The 21933-nt window shown below is 74.1% G+C and carries 22 protein-coding genes and 1 riboswitch; of the genes, 7 read left to right on the top strand and 15 right to left on the bottom strand.

Going from position 1 to position 21933, the window contains the following annotated elements:
• The first annotated feature begins 170 nt into the window (after positions 1-170).
• Positions 171-1151: a serine protein kinase RIO gene (locus tag ABTZ99_RS21785; protein ID WP_498780673.1), complete on the top strand. Its 981-nt coding sequence runs from the start codon at positions 171-173 to the stop codon at positions 1149-1151.
• Here the strand turns inward: ABTZ99_RS21785 and ABTZ99_RS21780 are convergent.
• Positions 1114-1671 (bottom strand): TetR-like C-terminal domain-containing protein, encoded by a 558-nt coding sequence (locus tag ABTZ99_RS21780; protein WP_499613383.1) that lies wholly within the window; start codon positions 1669-1671, stop codon positions 1114-1116. The genes ABTZ99_RS21785 and ABTZ99_RS21780 overlap by 38 nt on opposite strands.
• 26 nt (positions 1672-1697) lie before the next feature.
• Here ABTZ99_RS21780 and ABTZ99_RS21775 point away from each other — a divergent pair, with 26 nt between their 5' ends.
• Together ABTZ99_RS21775 and ABTZ99_RS21770 are read left to right on the top strand one after the other, a co-directional pair.
• The gene (locus ABTZ99_RS21775) at positions 1698-2219 is read left to right on the top strand and encodes an HXXEE domain-containing protein (protein WP_498780670.1); all 522 of its coding nucleotides are present in this window, start codon (positions 1698-1700) and stop codon (positions 2217-2219) included.
• 318 nt (positions 2220-2537) lie between these two features.
• Positions 2538-3890 carry a DEAD/DEAH box helicase gene (locus ABTZ99_RS21770; RefSeq protein WP_498780669.1) on the top strand — a complete coding sequence of 451 codons (1353 nt, stop codon included), beginning with the start codon at positions 2538-2540 and terminating at the stop codon, positions 3888-3890.
• 177 nt (positions 3891-4067) lie between these two features.
• Here ABTZ99_RS21770 and ABTZ99_RS21765 read toward each other — a convergent pair whose 3' ends face one another.
• The gene (locus ABTZ99_RS21765; protein ID WP_499613378.1) at positions 4068-4958 is read right to left on the bottom strand and encodes a 4Fe-4S binding protein; all 891 of its coding nucleotides are present in this window, start codon (positions 4956-4958) and stop codon (positions 4068-4070) included.
• An 81-nt stretch (positions 4959-5039) separates the two neighbouring features.
• Here ABTZ99_RS21765 and ABTZ99_RS21760 point away from each other — a divergent pair, with 81 nt between their 5' ends.
• Positions 5040-5510: a winged helix-turn-helix transcriptional regulator gene (locus ABTZ99_RS21760; RefSeq protein ID WP_498780666.1), complete on the top strand. Its 471-nt coding sequence runs from the start codon at positions 5040-5042 to the stop codon at positions 5508-5510.
• Here ABTZ99_RS21760 and ABTZ99_RS21755 read toward each other — a convergent pair.
• Positions 5500-6354, bottom strand: a complete 855-nt coding sequence (locus tag ABTZ99_RS21755) for an ArsR/SmtB family transcription factor (protein ID WP_499613374.1) — start codon at positions 6352-6354, stop codon at positions 5500-5502. The two genes, ABTZ99_RS21760 and ABTZ99_RS21755, sit on opposite strands and share 11 nt — an antisense overlap.
• Before the next feature lie 114 nt (positions 6355-6468).
• Between ABTZ99_RS21755 and ABTZ99_RS21750 the strand changes: the two genes are divergently transcribed.
• Positions 6469-7410, top strand: a complete 942-nt coding sequence (locus ABTZ99_RS21750) for a hypothetical protein (RefSeq protein ID WP_498780663.1) — start codon at positions 6469-6471, stop codon at positions 7408-7410.
• Here ABTZ99_RS21750 and cobA read toward each other — a convergent pair.
• The 10 genes from cobA to ABTZ99_RS21700 all read right to left on the bottom strand — a co-directional run bounded on the left by cobA (position 7355) and on the right by ABTZ99_RS21700 (position 17993).
• Positions 7355-8572: a uroporphyrinogen-III C-methyltransferase gene (gene cobA, locus ABTZ99_RS21745; protein WP_499613371.1), complete on the bottom strand. Its 1218-nt coding sequence runs from the start codon at positions 8570-8572 to the stop codon at positions 7355-7357. The genes ABTZ99_RS21750 and cobA overlap by 56 nt on opposite strands.
• A 51-nt stretch (positions 8573-8623) precedes the next feature.
• Positions 8624-8911, bottom strand: coding sequence for a hypothetical protein (locus ABTZ99_RS21740; protein ID WP_498780659.1), 288 nt, complete (start codon positions 8909-8911; stop codon positions 8624-8626).
• 71 nt (positions 8912-8982) lie between these two features.
• Complete coding sequence (locus ABTZ99_RS21735; protein WP_498780658.1) at positions 8983-9774, bottom strand: S1 family peptidase; 792 nt, start codon at positions 9772-9774, stop codon at positions 8983-8985.
• A 99-nt stretch (positions 9775-9873) separates the two neighbouring features.
• The gene (locus ABTZ99_RS21730) at positions 9874-11133 is read right to left on the bottom strand and encodes a cobalamin biosynthesis protein (RefSeq protein WP_498780656.1); all 1260 of its coding nucleotides are present in this window, start codon (positions 11131-11133) and stop codon (positions 9874-9876) included.
• A complete protein-coding gene (locus ABTZ99_RS21725; RefSeq protein WP_499613367.1) occupies positions 11130-11972 on the bottom strand; it encodes a bifunctional cobalt-precorrin-7 (C(5))-methyltransferase/cobalt-precorrin-6B (C(15))-methyltransferase in 843 nt (280 codons plus the stop codon). Before ABTZ99_RS21725 ends, ABTZ99_RS21730 begins: the two co-directional genes overlap by 4 nt.
• A 1-nt stretch (position 11973) precedes the next feature.
• Positions 11974-13101, bottom strand: coding sequence for a cobalt-precorrin-4/precorrin-4 C(11)-methyltransferase (locus ABTZ99_RS21720; protein ID WP_498780654.1), 1128 nt, complete (start codon positions 13099-13101; stop codon positions 11974-11976).
• Positions 13102-13165: 64 nt separating this feature from the next.
• Positions 13166-14539 (bottom strand): cobyrinic acid a,c-diamide synthase CobB, encoded by a 1374-nt coding sequence (locus ABTZ99_RS21715; protein WP_498780653.1) that lies wholly within the window; start codon positions 14537-14539, stop codon positions 13166-13168.
• Positions 14536-15150, bottom strand: a complete 615-nt coding sequence (cobO, locus tag ABTZ99_RS21710) for a cob(I)yrinic acid a,c-diamide adenosyltransferase (protein WP_498780652.1) — start codon at positions 15148-15150, stop codon at positions 14536-14538. Before cobO ends, ABTZ99_RS21715 begins: the two co-directional genes overlap by 4 nt.
• Before the next feature lie 11 nt (positions 15151-15161).
• Positions 15162-17138: a putative cobaltochelatase gene (locus tag ABTZ99_RS21705; protein ID WP_499613362.1), complete on the bottom strand. Its 1977-nt coding sequence runs from the start codon at positions 17136-17138 to the stop codon at positions 15162-15164.
• Positions 17139-17195: 57 nt separating this feature from the next.
• A riboswitch (cobalamin riboswitch) is annotated at positions 17196-17267 on the bottom strand.
• Positions 17268-17417: 150 nt separating this feature from the next.
• The gene (locus tag ABTZ99_RS21700) at positions 17418-17993 is read right to left on the bottom strand and encodes a TetR/AcrR family transcriptional regulator (RefSeq protein ID WP_499613360.1); all 576 of its coding nucleotides are present in this window, start codon (positions 17991-17993) and stop codon (positions 17418-17420) included.
• Positions 17994-18109: 116 nt separating this feature from the next.
• Here ABTZ99_RS21700 and ABTZ99_RS21695 point away from each other — a divergent pair, with 116 nt between their 5' ends.
• Complete coding sequence (locus ABTZ99_RS21695) at positions 18110-19009, top strand: quinone oxidoreductase family protein (protein ID WP_498780649.1); 900 nt, start codon at positions 18110-18112, stop codon at positions 19007-19009.
• Here the strand turns inward: ABTZ99_RS21695 and ABTZ99_RS21690 are convergent.
• Entirely contained in the window at positions 18929-20170 is a 1242-nt protein-coding gene (locus ABTZ99_RS21690) for a cytochrome P450 (RefSeq protein ID WP_499613356.1), read from the bottom strand. The two genes, ABTZ99_RS21695 and ABTZ99_RS21690, sit on opposite strands and share 81 nt — an antisense overlap.
• A gap of 36 nt (positions 20171-20206) precedes the next feature.
• Between ABTZ99_RS21690 and ABTZ99_RS21685 the strand changes: the two genes are divergently transcribed.
• Positions 20207-21385: an 8-amino-7-oxononanoate synthase gene (locus tag ABTZ99_RS21685; RefSeq protein WP_499613353.1), complete on the top strand. Its 1179-nt coding sequence runs from the start codon at positions 20207-20209 to the stop codon at positions 21383-21385.
• Here the strand turns inward: ABTZ99_RS21685 and ABTZ99_RS21680 are convergent.
• Entirely contained in the window at positions 21339-21797 is a 459-nt protein-coding gene (locus tag ABTZ99_RS21680) for a GNAT family N-acetyltransferase (protein ID WP_498780643.1), read from the bottom strand. The genes ABTZ99_RS21685 and ABTZ99_RS21680 overlap by 47 nt on opposite strands.
• Between the last annotated feature and the right edge of the window lie 136 nt (positions 21798-21933).

The following is a 21933-nucleotide window of genomic DNA, read 5'->3' as shown; positions in this document are numbered from 1 at the left end:
GCCGGTGGTGGCAGACCACGGCGGAGTCGAGGAGGTGCCAGATGGCGACAGCTGTCCGGGACGTGGCACCGACCCGTCCGCTCGCCCCGCTCGCCTGACGCGAACCCGCGCGAAAGACCACACCGCGCCGGGTGGGGGCGATCACTCCCACTTCACCTGGAGCACATCCAGTGCGCGAGCACGATCAGTACACCGAGTTCGAATCCGAGTTCGACCACGCCGACGACCTCAAGTGGCGTGCCAAGAAAGCGAAGAAGGCCGCCCAGGCACGGGGTGACGGCGACGTCGCGCCGGGCAGGCGCGGCCGCCTCACCGAGGAGAGCAAGGACCGCCTCGCCCAGATGCGGGAGGACGCCGTCGCGGCGGACGTCCCGGACGACGGCGACCGCTGGTCCACCTGGGGCGACGCCGACCAGGGCCCGAAACCGCACCCCGAGTGGCTGGTCACGGACCTGGCCGCGGTCGACCGCGAGCTGGGGATCGTGAAGACCGGCAAGGAGGCGGACGTCTTCCTGCTCGAACGCGCGATGCCCGGCACCGACCGGTCCTGCCTGCTGGCCGCGAAGCGGTACCGCAGCAACGACCACCGGCTGTTCCACCGCGACGCGGGCTACCTCGAAGGCAGGCGCATGCGCCGGTCGCGCGAGATGCGCGCGATGGCGAACCGCAGCGCGTTCGGCCGCAACCTCATCGCCGAGCGGTGGGCGGTGGCCGAGTTCGCCGCGCTGGCCAGGCTGTGGCAGCTGGGCGCGCCGGTGCCCTACCCGGTGCAGCGCGACGGCACCGAGCTGCTGCTGGAGTTCGTCGGCACGGACGGCGCGGCGGCGCCGAGGTTGGCGCAGCTGCGGCCGGAGCCGGACGAGCTGCTCGACCTGTGGCGGCAGCTCGTGGACGCGCTGGGCGTGATGGCGTCCGCCGGGCTCGGGCACGGCGACCTGTCGGCGTTCAACCTGATGGTGCACGACGGGCGGCTGATCGTGATCGACCTGCCGCAGGTGGTGGACCTGGTCGCGAACCCGCGCGGGCCCGAGTTCCTGGAGCGGGACGTGCGCAACGTGGCGGGTTGGTTCACCTCGCACGGCCTGTCACCGGAGCTGGCCGAGCCGCGCGGCGTCACCGAGATGCTGCTGGACCTGGCCGGACTGCGGTGAACAGGGGCCAGACCAGGTCGAAGACCGCGTCCGGCGAACGGCGGCCGTCCGTCGCCAGCCAGTGGTAGACGAGCGGGCCGAACAGCAGGTCGCGCACGAGCTCCGGGTCGACACCGGCCCGGAGCTCGCCGCGCGCCACCCCTCGCCGCACGACCTCGTCGACCAGCGCGTGCCGGTCGGCCAGGAAGCCGTCGACCAGGCCGGGCACGCGCCGGGCTTCCGCGTGCACCGCGAGCACCACCCACGACAGGCCGTCGACCAGCGCGGTCGCCAGCCGGAGCAGGTCTTCGCGCGCGCTGCCGGTGTCCGGGTCGGTCATCGGCACGACGTCGGTCAGCAGGACGTGCGCGACGAGGTGCAGCTTGGTCGGCCACCGCCGGTACAGGGCCGGTCGGCTCACCCCCGCGCGGGCGGCGACGGCGTCGAGCGCCAACGCGTCGAAGCCGACCTCCTGGAGCAGGTCGAGGGTGGCGCGGGTGAGCGCGCGGTCGATCTCGGCGTTGCGGGGGCGTCCGGCCATGCGTTACATCATGTAACGTAATTGCCATGACGAGCAAGAACGCTCCGGTCGACCAGGGGGTCGGCAAGAGGGTCACCTGGGGTCTGCTCGCCGCGTGGGTCGTGCACGACCTCGAAGAGCTGGCGACCATGGCCCGCTGGACGCGCGAGCGGAAGCACGTGCCGACGACCACGACGGCGGAAGCGGCGATCGCCATCGGCGCGGTCGGGGTCGTGATCGCCGCGGCGGCGGCCGACGGCGCGCGCACCTGCGGGAGGTCGAAGTTCTTCCAGTCGGCGCTCACCGGGTTCGGGCTGCACGCCGTCACGCACGTGGCGAGCAGCGCGGTGTTCCGCGGCTACACGCCCGGAGTGCTCACCGCGCCGACCGTCGTTGCTCCGTTCAGCTGGTGGGCGCTGCGTCGGCTCAAGCGCGCGGGTATCGAGGTGAACCCGTCGCCACGTGGCCTTTTGTGGTTCCCGGTGATCGTCGGCGGGGCGCACCTGATCGCCCGGCTCGCCACCCGTGTGCGCGAGAACACCGCCGGGGTGACGAACTCCGCCGCGTGATCAGCTAGACTGAGTGGTGCACCGCCCGGTGGCGCCACTGAGCGCCCCAGGCCGCCAGAGTGGCCGGTGGTGCTTCCCAACCACTATCGGCGCGATCCGCGCGCCGGGCCCGTCCCCGCGATCGCGCCTGCTCAAGCAGAGCAATCCTCGAGACGTGCCGTGTCCCGGAGGTTTGTTTTGCCGACAATGTCCCAAGGCCGTTCCGAGCGCCCGCAGTTCCGCAAGCCCCGCAGTAACAGGCGCCCAGGCCAGGGCAACCGTCGTCCCGCTCCCACCGCGGAGCCGGCGACCACCATTCCCGACCACGTCGAGAGCACCATGCCCGAGGGCCCGCTGCCCTCGTTCGCGGAGTTGGGCCTGTCCGACGAGCTGCTGCGCGCGCTCGAGCAGGCGGGCATCACCGAACCGTTCCCGATCCAGGCCGCCACGCTGCCGGACGCCATGGCGGGTCGCGACCTCCTCGGTCGCGGCCAGACCGGCTCCGGCAAGACGCTGGCGTTCGGCCTCGCCCTGCTGTCCCGCCTGAGCGGTGGCCGGGCCAAGCCGCTCAAGCCGCGCGCGCTCGTGCTCGTGCCCACCCGTGAGCTGGCGATGCAGGTCGAGGAAGCCCTCAGCCCGTTCGCCCGTTCGCTGGGCCTGTGGTGCCGCACGGTCGTCGGCGGCACGTCGTTCCCGCGTCAGGTCGACGCGCTGCGCCGCGGCGTCGACCTGCTGATCGCCACCCCCGGCCGGCTGTCCGACCACGTGCGGCAGGGCACGGCGGACCTGTCCGAGGTCATGTTCACCGCGTTGGACGAGGCCGACCAGATGGCCGACATGGGCTTCATGCCGCAGGTCCGGGCGATCCTCGACCTGACGCCGCAGGACGGCCAGCGGCTGCTGTTCTCCGCGACGCTCGACGGCGACGTGGACAAGCTGGTCCGCCAGTACCTGCACGACCCCGTGGTCCACTCGGTCTCGCCGCCCACGGGCAGCGTCACCACGATGGACCACCACCTGCTGTTCGTGTCCGCCGAGGACAAGCAGAACGTGGTCACCGAAGTCGCCGCGCGCGAGGGCCGCACGATCATGTTCGTGCGCACCAAGCACCACGTCGACCGGTTGGCCAAGAAGCTGCGGTCCATGGGCGTGCACGCCGGCGCGTTGCACGGCGGCAAGGCGCAGAGCGCGCGCACGCGCGTCCTCACCCAGTTCCGCGACGGCAGCATGCCGGTGCTGATCGCCACCGACGTGGCGGCGCGCGGCATCCACGTGGACGACGTGAGCCTCGTGGTCCACGTCGACCCGCCGGCCGACCCGAAGGACTACCTGCACCGCGCCGGTCGCACGGCGCGCGCGGGCCAGTCCGGCACGGTCGTCACCCTGGTCACGCACGACCAGCGGCGCACCGTGCAGGGCCTGACCGCGCGGGCGGGCGTCCGCCCGACCTCGACCAAGGTCCGCCCCGGTGACGAGGAGCTGGTCCGCATCACGGGCGCTCGCGTGCCCAGCGGCATCCCCGTGGTCGAGCCCGAGGTCCCGGTCCGCGCCCGTCGCGGTGGCGGTGGCGGCGGTGGGCCTCGGCGCAGTGGCGGCGGCAGCGGTGGCGGCTTCGGCGGCTTCCGCGGCGGCCGTTCCGAGCGCGATCGCGGCGGCAGCTCGGGTCGCCCGCGCCGGGTGGCCCAGCACTAGTCCGGCGCTCTTCGGCAACGGCACCTCGTCCACCGGGCGGGGTGCCGTTGCCGTGCGCGGGCTACAGGCCGTTCGAGACCCGGCGGACGGTCTTGTGGGGGAAGCGCTTGCGGACGTGGGTCTCGGCCGCTGAGCCCGGCACCACGTAGACCGGCTCTTCCTTGTCCTGCAAGGGTTTCACCACCGAGGTGAGGAAGGCCTTGCGGTCGTCCAGGAACGGGCCGATGACGTCCTCCCCCGCCGGCACGCCGCCATGCAGTACGCCGCCTTGTAGTTCGGGCGGAACGCCAGGCTCTGCCACATCGACGCCGATTCCGCCGGCGTCACGCGGCTGCGGTAGTCGTCGCGGTCCGCGCTGTCGGCGACGTTCTCCACCCAGTCGGTGAAGCCGCTCATGAACTCCCGGTAGTTGTGGGTGTAGCAGTCGCGGAAGTTGAAGGCGCCGTCCTTCGAGATCGCGCCGACCGGGCACGCCGCCACGCACAGCTTGCACTCCAGGCACGGGTTGAAGTCCGTCGGCCGGGAGTGCTCGTCCACGTCGAAGGCCGCCACGACCGTGCCGAGCAGGATGAAGTTGCCGAACCTCGGGTGGATCACGTTGCGGTGGATGCCGATCCGGCCCAGGCCCGCCGCCTGCGCCACCAGCTTGTGCGAGACGACCCACCCGCGTCCCGGGAAGTCGTCCATCTCCTGGGGGAACGCGGCGGCCGGGTGGACGGCCCGGTACCCGGCCCGCTGGAGGGCCTTGGTCAGCCGGTGCCCCACCGCGTCGGCGTCGTCCAGGGTCTGGTGGAACTCGGTGTTGGCGATGCTGCGCAGCGGGCTGCGCACGTTGTCCCGGTTCATCCGCACGCAGAACGCGATGTAGGTGCGGGCGCCCGGCAACGCCGTCCGCGCGTGCTCCCGGTCCACCTCGACGTCCGGCGAGTCCACGGCCACGAAACCGACGTCGTCGGCCCCCGCCTCCGCCGCCAACTCCCGCAACCACGCCGTGCTCACGGGCGAGGGCGGTGGTGGCGGCGGGTTGTCCCGGACGTGGCGCACGGTCGGGTGGTCTTCGAGTCGCATGGCGTCCCCTCAAGCTGAGTCCTTCTGCGCAACGTAGCCTGGCTGAGTTTCGATCGGCAACCCTGCGGTAGGGTCCGGGGCATGGGAGTCGTCATCGACAACGACCGGTGTTCGATCGCGCGGGCGCTGGCGCTGCTCGGTGAGCGGTGGTCGTTGCAGATCGTGCGGGACGTCTCCAACGGCGTCCGCCGGTTCGAGGAGCTGCGCGATCACCTCGGCGTCGCCAGGAACGTGCTGAGCAACCGGCTGTCCTCGCTGGTCGCGGCCGGGTTGCTGGAACGCGTGCCGTACCGGGAGTCCGGCTCGCGGCAGCGGTTCGAGTACGCGTTGACGCCGTCGGGGCGGGAGCTGTGGCCGGTGTTGACGGCGTTGATGGCGTGGGGTGACCGGCACCTGGTCGACGGGCCGCCGCCGGTCGAGCCCGAGCACGTCGGGTGCGGCGGGAAGGTGTCGCTCGTGCCGGTCTGCGAGCACGGGCACGTGGTGGAGCCCTCGCGGGAGCTCGGGCTCCGGCTCGGTTCGGCCCCGCCCTGGTCCGGGCTCAGCTCATGAGCGCGTCGGCCCGGGCGGTGCGCATGTGCAGCACGTGCCGGCCTTCGCGGCGCGTGGTGACCAGGCGGGCGGCCCGCAGCACGCCGATGTGCTGCGACACCGCGCCCGCCGTGACGCCGACCGCCGCCGCCAGGTCCGTCGTGCTCTTCGGCGCCTCCAGCAACGTGAGCAGGTGGGCGCGGGTCCGGCCGATGAGGGCCGCCAGGTCGTCCGGTGTCCCCCGGTCCTCCCACAGCGTGCCGATGCCCCGCGCGGGGTAGCGCAGCACGCCCTGGCCCACCGGGTCGATCGCGATCCACGCCTTCGGCCAGCAGAACACGCTCGGGCACAGGACGAGACCGCGCTCGGCCAGGTCGACGCGGTGCTCGGGCTTGCGGTGCAGGACCAGTTCGCCGTCGGCCCACGTGACCTCCGGGTGCAGGTCGTGGAACACCGCCTCCACGCCCTGGTCGGCCAGGGTCGCCGCACGTGCCGCGATGTCCGCTTCGAGGACGGCGGTGATGCGCTTCCAGTGCGGCGCGATGAGGCGGTCGTGGCAGCGCCGGATCACGTCGGCCTCGGGCGGCGCGACGTGGCGCAGCTCGGCGTCCAGGTCCGGCATCCGCACGTCCGGCACGGGCATCAGGTCGGCCGGTTTCGCCGGGCCCTCCAGCCGGGCCAGCAACGCGTCCAGGCCGGCGATCCCCTCGACCCTCTCCCGCGCCCACCGCACCCACGGCAGGTGCACGGCGTGCGCGCCCGGCGTCCGGAGGCCGTCGACCGCCATCACGGTCTCGAACGCCGGGGAGTAGGCGAACCGCACCTTGGCCAGCCCCACCCCGGCGAGCCGCACCCACACCGCCACGACGTCCCCGTTCCGCTCGCGGCCATTGTCCCACCGGGGGCATGGACAGCCCCACCTCGCACTGCCCGGTCAGCACCAGTGATCTTGACGGGTCGACGCCCGAGGCTGGTCGGCATGACGAAGACGTGGCACCGGCCCACCCTGTGGTTGGCCGTGGTGATGGCGGTGGGTGCGCTGGGGTGCGCGGTGGCGGTGGTGGTCGACGGGCGGTTGTTGCAGGACGTGCCGCTGTGGTCGAAGCCGTTCAAGTTCACGGTGTCGCTGGCGGTCTACTCGGCGACGCTCTCGTGGATGCTCTCCCTGCCCCACCGGGGGCGGAGGTGGACGTCCGGGACCGCGACGGTGATCGCGGGGATCATGTTCCTCGAAGTCGGGTTGATCAGCGTCCAGGCGGGTCGGGGCATGTTCACCCACTACAACGTCTCCGACGACCCGCTCAACCGGTTCGTGCAGGCGACCTTCGCGACGTTGATCCCGGCGATGTTCCTGGCGAACGTGGTGCTGGCGCTGGTGCTGTCGTTCCAGCGCTTCGCGCGGCCGGACGTGCGGTGGGCCGTGCGCGGTGGGCTCTACCTGGCCATCCTCGGCATGGCGTCGGGCTACCTGATGGTGGGCAAGCGCGAGCCCGTCACGGCGGTGGACGCCGGTGGCCGGGAGGTCGAGCTGGTGGGCGGGCACAGCGTCGGCGTGCTCGACGGCGGGGCGGGCATGCCGATCACGGGCTGGAGCACGACGGGCGGCGACCTGCGCGTGCCGCACTTCGTCGGCATGCACGGGTTGCAGGTGATGATCCTGCTGGCGCTCGGCCTGGCCGCGCTGGGCCTGGCCGAACGGGTCCGCACCCGGCTGGTCGTGGTGGCCGCCCTCGGGTACGCCGGGTTGTTCGCGGTGCTGGTCTGGCAGGCGCTGCGCGGTGAGCCGGCGGTCCACCCCGGCGCCACGACGTGGGCAGCCCTGGGCGGGCTGGCGGTGGTCGTGGCCGCCGGGGCGGGGTTGGCGCTCAGGAGCGGAACGGCAGTTCGTCCGCCAGCGCGGCAACCGGTCCCGCAACGATGATCGCGGGCGGGCGGATGCCGTGCTCGGCGATGTCCGCGGCCAGGGACGCCAGCGTGGACCGGACGACCTTCTGCGTGCGGGTGCCGCCCTCCTGGATCACCGACACCGGGGTGTCGCCCGGACGGCCCGCCATGAGGGCGTCCGCGAACGCCGCCGCCCGCTCGACCCCCATCAGGATCACGACCGTGCCGCTCAGCCGCGCCAACGCCGACCAGTCGACCAGCGACCGCTCGTCGTCCGGCGCCACGTGCCCGGACACGACCACCACCTCGTGCGACACACCCCGGTGCGTCACCGGCACGTCCGCCAGCGCGGGCACGCCGAACGCGCTGGTCACGCCGGGCACGACGGTGACCGGCACGCCCGCCTCGGCGCACGCGATCAGCTCCTCGAAGCCCCGGCCGAACACGTACGGGTCACCGCCCTTGAGGCGGACCACGAACCGGCCGGCCTTGGCGTGCTCGACCAGCGTGGTGTTGATGAAGTCCTGCGTCGCCGCGCGGCCGTACGGGATCTTCGCCGCGTCCACCACCTCGACGTGCGGCGGCAGCTCGTCCAGCAGCTCGCGCGGCGCGAGCCGATCGGCCACCACGACGTCCGCCCTGGCCAGGAGCCTGCGACCGCGCACGGTGATCAGCTCGGGGTCGCCGGGGCCGCCGCCGACCAGCGCCACGCCCGCCGGCTGGTCGTGGTGGTCGGCGATGGAGCCGTCGCGCAACGCCGAGAGCAGGCCGTCGCGCACCCCGGCGGACCGGCGGTGCTGCCCGCCCGCGAGGACGCCCACCAGCAGGCCGTCGTGCTCGCCGACCGCCGGCGTCACGGCGGTGCCCTTCACGGCGACGTCGGCGCGCACGCAGAACACGCGGCGCTCCTCGGCGTCCGCCGTGATCCGCGCGTTCACCTCGGGCGAGGACGTGCAGGCCAGCACGTACCAGGCGCCGTCGAGGTCGCCGTCGGCGTACTCGCGGGCGTGCCAGACGGCCTCGCCGCCGTCGACGAGGCCCTGGACCGCCGGGGTCACCTCGGGCGAGATCACCTCCACCCTGGCGCCCGCCGCGACCAGCCTGGGCAGCCTGCGCTGCGCGACCGTGCCACCGCCGACGACGACGACCCGCCGACCGGTCAGGTCCAGGCCCACGAGGTAGTGCTGTTCACCGTGCATGGGTAGAAGCATCCACACCGGACATGTCCTGTCCAACCCGGGTGCTTCACATCATGGGAACGTCGGCTCGCGCTGCTCGATCCCGGCGTGCACGGCGTTCGACCGGCAGTGCACCTTGGTCCTGGCGACGCCGTTGAGGACGGTGAGCCACGAACTGGTGACGGTCGTGCCGTCCGCGCAGGAGGCGACCAGGCGGAACGACCCGCGGCCCTCGCACCGCCCCGAGGCGGCCTTGCCGTCGATCGACGTGGCGCACGAGTGCAGACCTTCCGCCGCGGACGCCACACCCGGCACGGCGGACACCACGACCAGCATCACGAGCAGTAGTAGTCGGCGCATGGCACCGGATCGAACACGCCGGACGGGCCCACGACCGGCAAGCACCCGGTCGTGGGCCCGTCGCGGGGTGATTACAGCTGCGCGGTGATCACCGAGTAGTACGAGGCGATCCGCGCGTACACGCCGGGGTAGCCGGCGAGCGCGCAGCCGCGGCCGAACGAGGTGGCGCCGATCAGCTTGCCACCCGCGACCAGCGGGCCGCCCGAGTCACCCTGGCAGGTGTCGGTGCCGCCGTTCGGGTAGCCGGCGCACACCATCGAGGTCGGGCTGTAGTTGGAGTAGGCCGTGCGGCAGGTCGCGTCGGACGTCACCGGCACGGTCGCGCCGAGCAGGTACCGCGAGGCCGAGCCGCCGGAGGACGTGGTGCCCCAGCCGTAGATCCGGGCGCTCGTGCCCGCCGCGTACAGCGCGGTGTCGGACGGGGTGGCCAGCGGCAGGTAGGTCGAGTTGATGTTGGTGCCCAGGGTCAGCACCGCCACGTCGTAGCCCGAGCTCGCGGTCCGGTAGCTGGGGTGCACCCAGATCCGGCTCACCGTGGCCACGGTGCCCGCCGTGCTCTGCTTGTCGTCGCGGCCGTGCACCACGCGGGTGCTCGACGCGCTCCGGCCGCTGACGCAGTGCGCGGCCGTGACGACCTTGTTGGCCTTGACCAGCGTGCCGCCGCAGAACTGGCCGCCGGTGCTGGTGGCCAGGTAGACGACCCACGGGTAGGTGCTGGTGGACACGCGGGTGCCGCCGACGATGAACGGCGACACGCCGGTGTCGGAGGAGGTCTCGGCCGAGGCGGGCGCGGTGGTCATCAGACCGATCGCGGCCACCGTCGCGGCCAGGACGGTGAGCAGGCGACGCAGGGTTTTCGCCATGTCGATCCTTCCGGTGCAGGGACGCCCTGTGCGGGCGCACCTCCAGCTAGGACCAAGACGACGGAGCCGACAACCGCCTTTAGACGGCTCGTCGGCACTTCACAGTTGACGAGTGACACCCGTCACGCGCACGACATCGGCGTGAATCGGCCCGGAAACGTCCGGCCCGGCGCCCGCCTCGACGAACGCCACCGCCGCGCCGTCCTCGGCCAGCCGCACCGCGCCGTCCGCCACCACCCTGGTGCCCGGCCGCAGCAGGTGCCGCACCTGCGCCACGCACTCGGCGCTGCCCACCACGACCGACGCCCGGCGCAGCTCGGCCTCGGCGCGCGGCGTGCGCTCGTCCGCGTCACCCGGGCCCAGCCCCACCAGCGCCAACCGGCCGCGCGGCAGCACCCGTGCGGCGGCGACCGTCACCCCGACGCCCTTCACCTTCTCGGCCGCGATCTCCACCCGGCCGCCGGCGGAGAGCTCCATCGCGCCGCGCAACGCCGCCGCCTCGGCCACGCTCGGGATGCCGATGGCCAGCTCCGCCGGGTTCGGCACCGGGATCACCGCCAGCTCCTCGCCCGGGTAGGACAGCAGCGGCGCGGTGGTCGAGTCGTGCCAGAAACCCCAGTCCTCCAACGCGTCCGCGATGCCCTGCTCGGCGACCTTGCGGTCCAGCGTGGCGAACGCCCGGACGGCGCGCAGGTCCAGCCCGCGCTCCTCCTCCAGCGCCGCCAGCGCGGCCGACACCGCCGCCGCCGACACACCCGTGCTCGACCCGACGCCCACGACGAGCGTGCGCGGCACCACCCGCACCACGCGGTCGTCGACGGGGCCCTTGGGCACGCGGTCGTCCACCAGCACGCTCCACGCCGCGCCGTGGCCGTGGGCGACGACGTTGTCCGGCAGCGCGGGCAGCGGGAAGCCGAGCGGGTTGGCCAGCAGCACGGGCTCGCCCGACCGGACCGCTTCGCCGCACGCCGCCAGGTCGCCCTCGACGGTGGCGTCCAGCAGCTCGACCAGCTCGTCCAGCGGCGAATCGGCCGACGCCGCGGTGGTCACGGCCTGCGCGCCGAGCACGTCGGCGACCCGTTCGGCCACCGCGTCCGCGCCGCCGAGCAGCGACACGGCGAACCCGCCGTCCACGCACACCACGCCCGGGTCGGCCCGCTCGTCGCGCAGCAACGGCGCCACCAGGCGCACGGTCGCCTCCGTGCCGAGGAAGAACACCGCCGAACCCAGCCGGGGCCACAACGCGCGCAGCGCGGGCCCGATCGGACCGTCCGGCACCACCGCGTCGGGCCCGAGGAACCCGGCCAGCTCGACCGCGGCCCGCCGCCCGCGCTCGCCGGCGGCGAACACACCGATCACGCCTTCTTCACTCCCCACAGCACGGTCACCGGGTTGGTGGCCAGCAACGTGCCGCCGGCGAGCCGGGCGGCGGCCACCTGGCTGCCCTCGACCTCGTACCCGGCCTCCAGCAACGCGTCACGCGCGGGCAGCACGCGGTCCAGGTCCGGGGTCGCCACCACGACCCGCCGGGCGCCCGACCGCACGCACCGCCGCACCACGTCCGCGCCACCGCCGCCGACGAACACCGCGTCCGGCCGGGGCAGCTCGCCCGCGTCACCCAGCTCGGCCTCGACCACGCGCACGTCCACGCCGTGCGCGGAGGCGTTGGCGATGATCCGCACGCACTGCACCGGATCGCGCTCCACCGCGACGACGGCCGCGCCGAGCCGGCCGCACTCGACGCCGATCGCGCCGGGGCCCGCGCCGACGTCCCAGACCAGCACGCCGGGGCGCGGCGCGAGCCGGGCCAGCACCAGCGCCCGCACCTCGGCGACCGCGATCATGCCGTCGCGTTGCGCGAAGTCGCCGTCGGGCAGCGCCCAGCCCTCGCCGGCGGGCGCGAAGTTCTGCTCGGCCAGGCACAGGATCGCGCCGGGCTCGGACCACTGGCGCGCGACCGCGTCCGCCGGGTCCACAGTGGACAGACCGGCGGCCGACTCGACGACCAGCGCGCGCCGCCACCCGGTCAGGCCGCGGGCCAGTTCCGCCGGATCGGCGCCGGGCACGACGACGGCGGGCTTGGCCCGGCACACGTTCAGCGCGTGCCGGGTGCCGACGGCCTCCGCGTCCACGACGGTCACGTCATCCCACGAACGGCCGGCGTCCGTGACGAAGCGGTGCAGCGCGACGACGTCCACGTCAGTTCACGCGCTTGTTCTTCTTGGCCCGCGACCCGGACGGCTTGCGCGGCGTGGTGCTCGCCTGCACGGTGGTGGGCTTGCGCTTCGCGGCGGCGGCGACCACGGGCTTGGGCTTCGGCTTGGCTTCGTGCTCCACCGAGGTCTCCACCGGTGCGCTCTCCGGCGCGTTGCCCAGTGCGTTGTCGGGCGCGTTCTCGGGCACGTCGACGACCAGCTCCAGCAGCGGCTCGCCGACCGGCACGGCCTTCGGCCTCGCGGGCGCGGAGCGCTTGGTGCGCGCGGTCTCCTGCCAGTCGTGCACCGCCGACCACGCCGCCGCCGACGGCGAGTCACCGACCGACTTCACCACCGGCCGGTTCGCGCGCGCGGCCCACTTCGACGCCCGCGGCCTGCGCACCGGCTCGTCGCCCTCGACCACCGGTGACCGGCGGCGCGACGAGGGCTGCGCGAGCACCTTGCCGACCAGGAACAGCGTGGTGCGGTAGAGCTTGTGCTCCTTGACGCACGCCTCCAGCTCGCCCACCGTCGTCTGCGCGACCGTTTCGTCGGGCAGGGAAACCTTGTACGCCACCACGACCGGCGTGTCGTCGGCGTAACCGCCCGCGCGCAGCCGCTCGACCAGCAGGCCGGCCCGGGAGCCGGACGCGGAGATCGCCATCGTGGTGCCGTGCGCGGCGAGCTCCGCGACGTGCTCGGCGGTGTCGGGCCCGACCAGCAGCAACGACTGCGCGACGTCCGAAGTGGTCAGCTCGCGGCCGACGGCCGCCGCCGCGGCGGACACCTGCGACACGCCCGGCACGACGTCGGTCACCAAGCCGAGCCGCTGGCACGCGTCCTGCTGGTCGCGCAAGCCGCCCCACAGCGACGGGTCGCCCGCGTGCAGCCGCACCACCTTGAGCCTGCCCGCCGACGCGCGCCGGTACACCTCGACCACCTCGGCCTCGGTGACGCGGGAGAAGTCGACCAGCTCGGCGTCGGCGCGGGCGTGTTCGCGCACGCACTCCACCTCGATCACGCTCGGGGCCCACAGCACGACGTCGGCCTCGGCTATCCGCTTCGCGCCGCGCACGGTGATGAGATCGGCGGCGCCGGGACCGGCGCCCACGAAGGAGACCCGACCAGTCATCACAACTGCTCCCCACGACGTGTTCGGCTGGTGGGCAAGGACCGTACCGCGCGAGCGCGATCCACTAACGAGTGGCCTCGAAGCGCACGGACTCGTTCGCGCAGGCCCGGACGAAGCGCGTCACGGCCTCCGGCGCGGAGGCCGGGTGGGTGTGCAGGTACGACGCGTGCACCCCGCCGAGGACGAATCCCTCGGCCACCGGGCGCAGGTCGTGGCCGCGCCACTGCCAGGCGGGCTTCGCCCCGTGCGGGACGCTCAGCGCGGTGCGGTGGAACTCGTGCCCGGTGATCCGGGAGCCCGCGCGGGCCAGCACGGAGTCCTGCGGCGCGACGGCGTCGCGGTAGCCGAGGGTGAGCCGGGACGTCATCGAGCCGTCCGCGTCGATCACGCCGCACATCGGCGCGCCGTCCAACGAGTTCGCCAGGTACAGCAGGCCGCCGCACTCGGCGTGCACGGGCGCGCCGCCGCGGGCCAGGGCGGCGACGGCGGCGCGCAGCTTCTCGTTGGCCGACAGCTCGGCCGCGTGCTGCTCGGGGAACCCGCCGGGCAGCACCAGGCCGGCCGTGCCCTCGGGCAGCGCCTCGTCGCGCAGCGGGTCGACCACGACGACGTCCGCGCCGGCCGCGCCGAGCAGCTCGACCTGCTCGGCGTAGCCGAACGTGAACGCCGCGCCGCCCGCGACCGCGACCGTCGGCCTGCCGTCCACCTGCTCGACCTCCGCCCGCGGGTCCCACGTCGGCACCGCCATCGCGGGCACCTCGGCGGCGAGCCGCCGCACGGCGTCCAGGTCGACGTGCCGTGCGACGGCGGCGGCGATGGCGTCCACGGCGGCGGTGGCGGCCGGTCCGTGCTCGGCCGCGGTGACCAGGCCGAGGTGGCGTGACGGCAGCGCGAACTCGGGGTCGCGCGGCAGCACGCCGAGCACTTCCAGGCCGACCTCGGCGCAGGCGCCGCGCAGCACCTGCTCGTGCCGGGCCGAGCCGACCTGGTTGAGCACCACGCCGCCGAGCCGCACGGTCGGGTCGTAGCCGCGGAACCCGTGCAGCAGGGCGGCGAGGCTGCGGCTCTGGCCCCGGGCGTCGACCACGAACAGCACCGGCGCGGACAGCAGCTTGGCGACGTGCGCGGTGGACCCGATGCCCTCGGTGTCCACCCGCCCGTCGAACAGGCCCATCACGCCTTCCACCACGGCCAGGTCGCAGCCGCGCGCGCCGTGCGCGAACAGCGACGCCACCCGGTGCTCGCCGACCATGACGGGGTCGAGGTTGCGGCCCGGCCTGCCGGTGGCCACCGAGTGGTAGCCGGGGTCGATGTAGTCCGGGCCGACCTTGAACGGCGCGACCTTGTCGCCCGCGCGGCGCAACGCCGCCATTAGGCCGGTGGCCACGGTGGTCTTGCCGCTGCCCGACGCGGGCGCGGCGACCACCAGCCGGTTCACCACTCGATCCCCTTCTGGCCCTTCTGGCCCGCGTCCATCGGGTGCTTCACCTTGGTCATCTCCACCACCAGGTCGGCGGCCTCGACCAGCTTGTCGGGCGCGTACCGGCCGGTGATGACGACGTGCTGGTGGCCGGGTCGGTTGATCAGCGCCTCGACCACCTCGTCCACGTCGATCCAGCCCCAGTGCAGGGGGTAGGTGAACTCGTCGAGCACGTAGAGGCCGTGCTGCCCGGCGGCGAGGCGGCGGGCGATCTCCTGCCAGCCCTCGCGCGCGGCGGCGGCGTGGTCGTCCTCGGTGCCCTGCTTGCGGGTCCAGGACCAGCCCTCGCCCATCTTGTGCCACTCGACGGGGCCGCCCTCGCCGGTCTGCTCGTGCAGGCGGCCGAGCGCGCGGAACGCCGACTCCTCGCCGACCTTCCACTTCGCTGACTTCACGAACTGGAAGACGCCGATGGACCAGCCCTGGTTCCACCCGCGCAGCGCGAGCCCGAAGGCGGCGGTCGACTTGCCCTTCATCTCGCCGGTGTGCAGCACGACCAACGGCCGGTTGCGGCGCTGGCGGGTGCTGAGGCCGTCGTTCGGGACGACGGACGGTTGACCTTGAGGCACTTTCGACGCTCCTAAGCGGCTCGGGCGGCGCGGACGACGCCCGCCACCTGGTCTGCGGACAGTTCCTCCAAGCGCACGCACGCCGCGGCCAGCGCGCCCGCCACCCGTGCCGCCAGGCCGAGCCTGACCGGGCCGTGCTCGCAGTCCACGACGACCGACGCCACCCGGTCGGCCGCCAGCAGGCCGGCCGCGCGCAGGGCGTCGCGCATCGGGTCGCCGCCCGTGCCGGTGGCCGTCGCGCGGCCGTCGGTGAGCAGCACCAGCAGCGGTCGGCGGCGCGGGTCGCGGACGCGTTCGGCGTCCAGCACGCGGCGGGCGCGCAGCAGGCCGTCGGCCAACGGGGTCCGGCCGCCGGTGCGCAGGGCGCGCAGCCGGGCCGCCGCCGCGTCGACCGAGTTCGTCGGCGGCAGTGCGACCTGGGCCTCCCGGCCGCGGAAGGTCACCACGCCGACCTTGTCCCGCCGCTGGTAGGCGTCGCGGAGCAGGGAGATCACCGCGCCGGTGACCGCCGACATCCGCTGCCGGGCCGCCATCGAGCCGGAGGCGTCGACGACGAACAGCACGAGGTTGCCCTCCTTGCCCTCGCGCACCGAGAGCCGCAGGTCCGCGCCGCGCAGTTCCAGGCCGGGACCGGTGCGGCCCCGGGCGGACTGGTGGGGCGCCGCCGCGCCGAGCGTGCCGACCAGGTGCAGACCCGCACCGTCCACTGTGGACGAGCGGACCACGCGGCCGGTGCGGGCACGGGCGCGCGACCGCTTGCCGGGCGCGCCCTCGCCGACCCCCGGCACCTGCAACAGGCGGGCGCGGAACGCCGGGGCCGGTGCGTGCGACCGGTCGGACCGGCCGTTGCCCTGACCGTCCGAAGTGGACTCCGGCGGCTCGCCGGGCAGCTCCGAGCCGTCGCCGCCGCCGTCCGGGCCGCCGGGGTCGGTTCCGGGGCCTTCGGGGTCGTCGTCGGGGTCGTCCTCGGGTTCGCGGGCGGCTTCCGCGCCCTGCTGGAGGGCGTCGTCGAGCTGCTCTTCCTCCAGCCCCGGCTCGTCGAACGGGTCCCGGCGCTTGCGGTGCGGCAACGCCAGCCGCACGGCCGCCTCCACGTCCTGCTCGGCCACCTCGTCGGCGCCCCGCCAGGCGGCGTGCGCGGTCGCGGTGCGGGCCACCACGAGGTCCGCGCGCATGCCGTCCACCTCGAACGCGGCGCAGATGCCGGAGATGCGGCGCAGTTCCGCGTCCGGCAGCACCACGTCCCCGAGCCGCTCGCGGGCGGCGACGATCCGCCGGGCCAGCTCCCGGTCGGCCTCGGCCCAGCGGGCGGCGAAGCCCTCGGGGTCCGCCTCGTACGCCAACCGCCGCCGCACCACCTCGGTGCGCGTCGGCACGTCCCGCGAGGCGCGGACCGCGACCGTGAGGCCGAAGCGGTCCAGCAGCTGCGGGCGCAGCTCGCCCTCCTCCGGGTTCATGGTGCCCACCAGGAGGAACGACGCGGCGTGCGACACGGACACGCCTTCGCGCTCGACGTGCGCGCGGCCCATGGCGGCGGCGTCGAGCAGCAGGTCCACGAGGTGGTCGTGCAGGAGGTTCACCTCGTCCACGTACAGCACGCCACGGTGCGCGGCGGCCAGCAGACCGGGCTGGTAGGCGCGGACCCCCTCGGTCAACGCGCGTTCCAGGTCGAGCGAGCCGATCAGCCGGTCCTCGGTCGCGCCGACCGGCAGCTCGACCAGCCGTGCGGGCCGCCGTTGGGCGCCGTGGTCGTGCGGCCCGTCGGGGCAGTCGGTCGGTGTCGCCGGGTCGCAGCCGAAGCGGCAGCCCGGCACCACGTCCAGCTCGGGGAGCAGCGCGGCGAGGGCGCGGACCACGGTCGACTTCGCGGTCCCCTTCTCGCCTCGGACGAGCACCCCGCCGATACCGGGGTGCACGGCGTTGAGCAGCAGAGCCGTGCGGAGGTCGTCGTGGCCGACGACAGCGGAAAAGGGGAAACGCGCGCCCATGCGGCGGTGTCCTTCCTCGGGTGTCCACGCCCGTGTCCGGTCGATGAGTCGGGGGTCGAGTTCCTGACTCCCGGGCTCCTCGGTCCGGTCACAGTGGCGGGACCGTGCCGGATTCACACCGGCTTCCTCGCGCACCCCCTCAAGCCTGGGCATCGTCGCACTTCCCCCGGCGCGCTCCAAGTCCCGGGCGGGCGAGGACGATCACACCGGCGAATCCCGGACAGCGCCGATGCGGGCCGGCGCGGGTGCGGGCCCGGTGCCGGTGCGGGTGTTGGTCGGTCAGCTCCCGGCAGGCGCCAGGTCACCCGACAGCACGCCCCGGGCGAGCGAGATCACGCCGGCGCGCACCCGTGCCACGTCCAGACCGCACCGCTCGACCATGTGCCGCAGCGTGTCGGCACGCACCTGCGCGATCAGGGCGTGCGCCAGGTACTCGGCGTCCGCACCGGGCTTGACCTGCGAGATCAACGCGACGAGGCGCTGGTGCGTGAGCTTGGCGTCCGCGTCGCACGCGATGCTGCGCGTGGACACCCGCTCGAAGGCGATCACCAGCGGCAGGGCGGCGATCACGTGGTCGAACAGGGTCGCCACGAACGTGATCACCCGCTCCTCCGGCGGCACGTCGCCGGCTTCCAGCAACGCCTCCGCCTCCGCCCGCCACGACTCGGAGGTCTCGTCGACCACCGCCTGCACGAGGCCGTCGCGGTCGCCGAAGCGGCGGAACACGGTGCCCTTGCCCACGCCCGCGGCGGCGGCGACGTCGTCCATGGAGAACCCGTCCGGCCCGCGTTCGGCGATCAGGCGCGCGGCGGTGGCCAGGACCGCGGCGCGGTTGCGCTCGGCGTCCTTGCGCATCGTGGACCTCCTCCGACCCGCGGCTCGATCGACTCGCTTGACAAAAGCGGACCAGCAGTCCGTATGGTAGCGGACAGGAAACGGACCGGCGGTCCGTTTGAAATTCTGGAGGCGTTGTGCGAGCGGTGCGGTTCCACGAGTTCGGTCCGGCGGACGTGCTCGGCGTGGAGGAGGTGCCCGATCCGGTCGCCGGGCCGGGCCAGGTCCTGGTCCGCGTCACGGCGATCGGCGTGAACTACGGCGAGACGATCATCCGGTCGGGCACGGGCGCGCGGGTGGTGCCCTGGTACGACCTCGCGCCCGGCGCGCTGGGCGGCGAGGTGGTCGGCGTGGGCCCCGACGGCAGGCGGCTGATCGGCTTCGCGCTCGGCGAGGGCTACGCCGAACTGGCCCTGCTGCCCGAGGACGCGACCGAGGTGCCCGACGACGTGTCCGACCACGAGGCGCTGGCCCTGTACCTCCAGGGCACGACGGCGGTGGCCGCCGCGGACGCGGTCCGGCTCGCCGCGGGCGAGCGGGTGCTGGTCGAGGCGGCGGCGGGCGGTGTCGGCAGCCTCCTCGTGCAGGTCGCGGCACGGGCGGGCGCGACGGTCGTGGCCGCCGCGCGGGGCGAGCGGAAGCTGGCGCTGGCCCGTGAGCTGGGCGCGCACGAGGTCGTGGACTACGGCGAGCCGGACTGGCCGACCGGGGTCGAGCCGGTCGACGTGGTGTTCTCCTCGGTCGGCGGCACGGTGGCGCGGCAGTCGTTCGAGCTGCTGCGCGACGGGGTCGGCCGGCTGGCCGTGTTCGGCTTCGCGAGCGGCGAGCCGCTGGACGTGACCGCGTCCGACGTGTTCCGCAAGGGCGTCGCGGTCCTCGGGTTCGGCAACCCCGTCAACCCCGACACGGTGCGGCGGGCGTTCACCTCGGGCCTGCGCCCGGTGCTGGGCGAGGCGCTACCGCTGGCAGACGCCGCCCGCGCCCACGAACTGCTGGAGACCCGGGCCTCGACCGGCAAGGTCGTGCTGGTCCCCTAGCTCGACCTCCACGCTCAACGGCGCGCGGAACGACAGCAGGCCCAGCATCGGCGGCGGCCCGGTCGAGGCGAGGCGCAGGTCCGGGAACCGCCGTGCGGTCTCCCGCAGCACGACCTCCGCCTCCAGCCTCGCCAGGCCGGCGCCGAGGCAGAAGTGCCTGCCGAAGCCGAACGCCAGGTGCTTGCGGGCGTTCGGCCTGGCCGGGCAGAAGCGCTCGGGCTCGCCGAAGACGTCCGGGTCCGAGCCGCTGCCCGCGAGCATGAGCAGCAGCGGTTCGCCCGCCGGCACCTCCACCCCTGAAAGGGTGACGGGCTCGGCCGTGATCCGCCGCCACGTGCTCACCGGCGGATCACGGCGCAGCACCTCTTCCACGCACGCGCCGGCCACCCCGGGCTCGTCCAGCCGCGCCCACAGGTCGTCCTGCCCCAGGACCGCGTGGAACGCCGCGCACAGCAGCTGGGTCGTCGTCTCCTGGCCCGCGATCAGCAGGAAGTAGCAGAGCCCGGCCGCGTCCCGGATCGGCACGTCCTGCGCCCGCAGCGCGCCGAACAGGTCGTCGCCCTCCGGGTCGGCGGCCTTGATCCGCGAGGTGAGCCACTGGTGGAACGCGGCGGCGGGACGGGCCAGCTCGTGCTGCCGCTCCGCCGTGACGTCGCCCCAGAACAGCTCCAACGACGCCGTGCTCCAGGCCTTGAGCGCCTCGACGTCGACGTCCCGGATGCCCAGGACCTCCAGCAGCACGATCGCGGGCAGGTCGCGGGCCAGCGCCGGGTGCAGGTCGGCACGTCCGGCGCGGAGGTCGAGCCGGTCCAGGCGCTCACCGGTCAGCTCCGCGATCCGCGGCCCCATCGCCGCCACGCGGGCCGGGGTGAGGAACCGGGACACCAGTCGGCGCAGGTCGGCGTGCGTCTCGGTGCCGTTGTTGGCCAACGTCGGCGGCAGCGAGAACCCGGCGCGGGCCAGCACCCGCAGCACCGGCCGCGGGATCGGGGTCACCGCGGTCAACGCGTTGTCCGGGTGGAAGCGACGTGGGTCGGCCAGCACCGCGCGCACGTCGTCGTAGCGGCTGACCAGCCACATCCCGGTGCGCTCGTCGCGGTGGACCGGCGCGTTCTCCCGCAACGAGCGCAGGTCGGCAGGCTCCGGCTGGAAGAGGTCCACGCCGGCACCGTAGCCGTCGGATGCGACACTGCCGGCGTGAGCGTGCGCACAGGTGACTCGGTGTTCGACTGGATCGACACGCGTGCCGAGGCGCGCGCGAAAGCCGGTCTCGCCCGCCGGGTCCGGCCACGGCCGGCGGACTCGACGAACCTCGACCTGGCCTCGAACGACTACCTCGGCCTGGCCCGCGACAAGCGGGTCACGGGCGCCGCCGCGGCGGCCGCGTTGCGCTGGGGCGCGGGCTCGACCGGGTCGCGGCTGGTCACCGGCTCGACCGAGCTGCACACCGAGCTGGAGTACGAGCTCGCGAACTTCTGCGGCGCGCAGTCCGCGCTGGTGTTCTCCTCGGGCTACGCGGCGAACCTGGGCGCGCTGACCGCGTTGTCCGGCCCCGGCACCGCGATCGTCGCCGACCAGCACATCCACGCCTCCCTGATCGACGGCACCCGGCTGTCCAAAGCGGACGTCGTGGTCGCCGGGCACTGCGACGTCGACCAGGTCACGCACGCCCTGGCCACGCGCGGCAAGCGGCGGGCGCTGGTGGTGACGGACTCGGTGTTCTCCGTCGACGGCGACCTCGCGCCGCTGGCCCGGCTGGCCGCCGCGTGCCGCGAGCACGACGCGGCGCTGGTCGTGGACGACGCGCACGGCCTCGGCGTGATCGGTGACGGCGGACGGGGCGCGGTGCACGCGGCGGGCCTGGCCAAGGCGCCCGACGTGGTCACCACGGTGACGCTGTCCAAGTCGCTCGGCGCGCAGGGCGGCGCGGTGCTCGGGCCGAGCCGGGTGATCAAGCACCTCGTCGACACCGCGCGCACGTTCATCTTCGACACCGGGCTCGCGCCGGCCAGCGCGGCGGCGTCGTTGGCCGCGTTGAAGGTGTTGCGGGACGAGCCGGAACGGCCCGCCCGGGCCCTGGAAGTGGCTCAGGACCTGGCGTTCCGGCTGAAGGAGGCGGGGTTGCGGGTCAGCACGCCGACCGCAGCCGTCGTGTCCGTGCAGGCGCCGTCGCCGGAGGCGGCGTTCGACTGGGCCGAGGCGTGCCGGGCGCAGGGCGTGGTCGTCGGCTGCTTCCGGCCGCCGTCGGTGCCCGACCGGATCTCCCGGCTGCGCCTGACCGCCCGCGCCGACCTGTCCGAGGGCGAGATCGAGCGCGCCGTGCGGGTGATCACGGAGACCGGCGCATCCGCAGGTGCGGTATCCCGTCCTCGATGAACTCCGCGCCCTGCGGCTCGAAGCCGAACGACGCGTAGAAGTCGGCCACGTAGGTCTGGGCGTCCAGCACGCACTCCACCTGGCCGATCTCGGCCAGCACCGCCTCCATCAGCCGACGGCTGTAGCCGCGGCCGCGGGCGGCGCGGGCCGTGCAGACCCGGCCGACGCGGAACGTGCCGCCGGGTTCCTCCAGCAGGCGCAGGTAGGCCTGCGGGCCGGGCAGGTCGTCGGCTTCCAGCCAGAAGTGGCGGGTGCCCGGTTCGAGGTCACGCCCGTCCAGTTCGGGGTAGACGCAGTTCTGCTCCACGACGAAGACGTCGGAACGCAGTTTGAGCACGGCGTAGAGCTGGTCGGGGGTCAGGTCGGCCGACCACTGCCGGCGCAGCGTCGCCGGGTACGGGTGTGAGCGCACCCCACCGTGGTATCACACGGGTCCTGGGGTGGGTTGTGTGGTGGCTCCTGTGGTCGAGCCTGGTGGGTCCTGTGGTCGGGCCCGGTCGGGTCTGTGGTCGGGCCGCGTCTTGGGAAGAGCTTCCTGTGGTTCTGTG

The organism is Actinosynnema sp. NPDC002837 (genome assembly GCF_040295345.1).
GTDB lineage: Bacteria > Actinomycetota > Actinomycetes > Mycobacteriales > Pseudonocardiaceae > Actinosynnema.
The sequence above is the reverse complement of the archived record's forward strand: the minus strand, read 5'-3'. Positions and strand labels throughout refer to the sequence as shown.

Bases quoted from the DNA above. Each gene is read 5' to 3' on its own strand.
- ABTZ99_RS21750 (WP_498780663.1), top strand. From the start codon at position 6,469: ATGACGAAGACGTGGCACCGGCCCACCCTGTGGTTGGCCGTGGTGATG.
- ABTZ99_RS21760 (WP_498780666.1), top strand. From the start codon at position 5,040: ATGGGAGTCGTCATCGACAACGACCGGTGTTCGATCGCGCGGGCGCTG.
- ABTZ99_RS21735 (WP_498780658.1), bottom strand. From the start codon at position 9,774: ATGGCGAAAACCCTGCGTCGCCTGCTCACCGTCCTGGCCGCGACGGTG.
- ABTZ99_RS21720 (WP_498780654.1), bottom strand. From the start codon at position 13,101: ATGACTGGTCGGGTCTCCTTCGTGGGCGCCGGTCCCGGCGCCGCCGAT.
- ABTZ99_RS21770 (WP_498780669.1), top strand. From the start codon at position 2,538: ATGCCCGAGGGCCCGCTGCCCTCGTTCGCGGAGTTGGGCCTGTCCGAC.
- ABTZ99_RS21765 (WP_499613378.1), bottom strand. From the start codon at position 4,958: ATGCGACTCGAAGACCACCCGACCGTGCGCCACGTCCGGGACAACCCG.
- ABTZ99_RS21700 (WP_499613360.1), bottom strand. From the start codon at position 17,993: ATGCGCAAGGACGCCGAGCGCAACCGCGCCGCGGTCCTGGCCACCGCC.
- cobA (WP_499613371.1), bottom strand. From the start codon at position 8,572: ATGCACGGTGAACAGCACTACCTCGTGGGCCTGGACCTGACCGGTCGG.
- ABTZ99_RS21780 (WP_499613383.1), bottom strand. From the start codon at position 1,671: ATGGCCGGACGCCCCCGCAACGCCGAGATCGACCGCGCGCTCACCCGC.
- ABTZ99_RS21740 (WP_498780659.1), bottom strand. From the start codon at position 8,911: ATGCGCCGACTACTACTGCTCGTGATGCTGGTCGTGGTGTCCGCCGTG.
- ABTZ99_RS21775 (WP_498780670.1), top strand. From the start codon at position 1,698: ATGACGAGCAAGAACGCTCCGGTCGACCAGGGGGTCGGCAAGAGGGTC.
- ABTZ99_RS21705 (WP_499613362.1), bottom strand. From the start codon at position 17,138: ATGGGCGCGCGTTTCCCCTTTTCCGCTGTCGTCGGCCACGACGACCTC.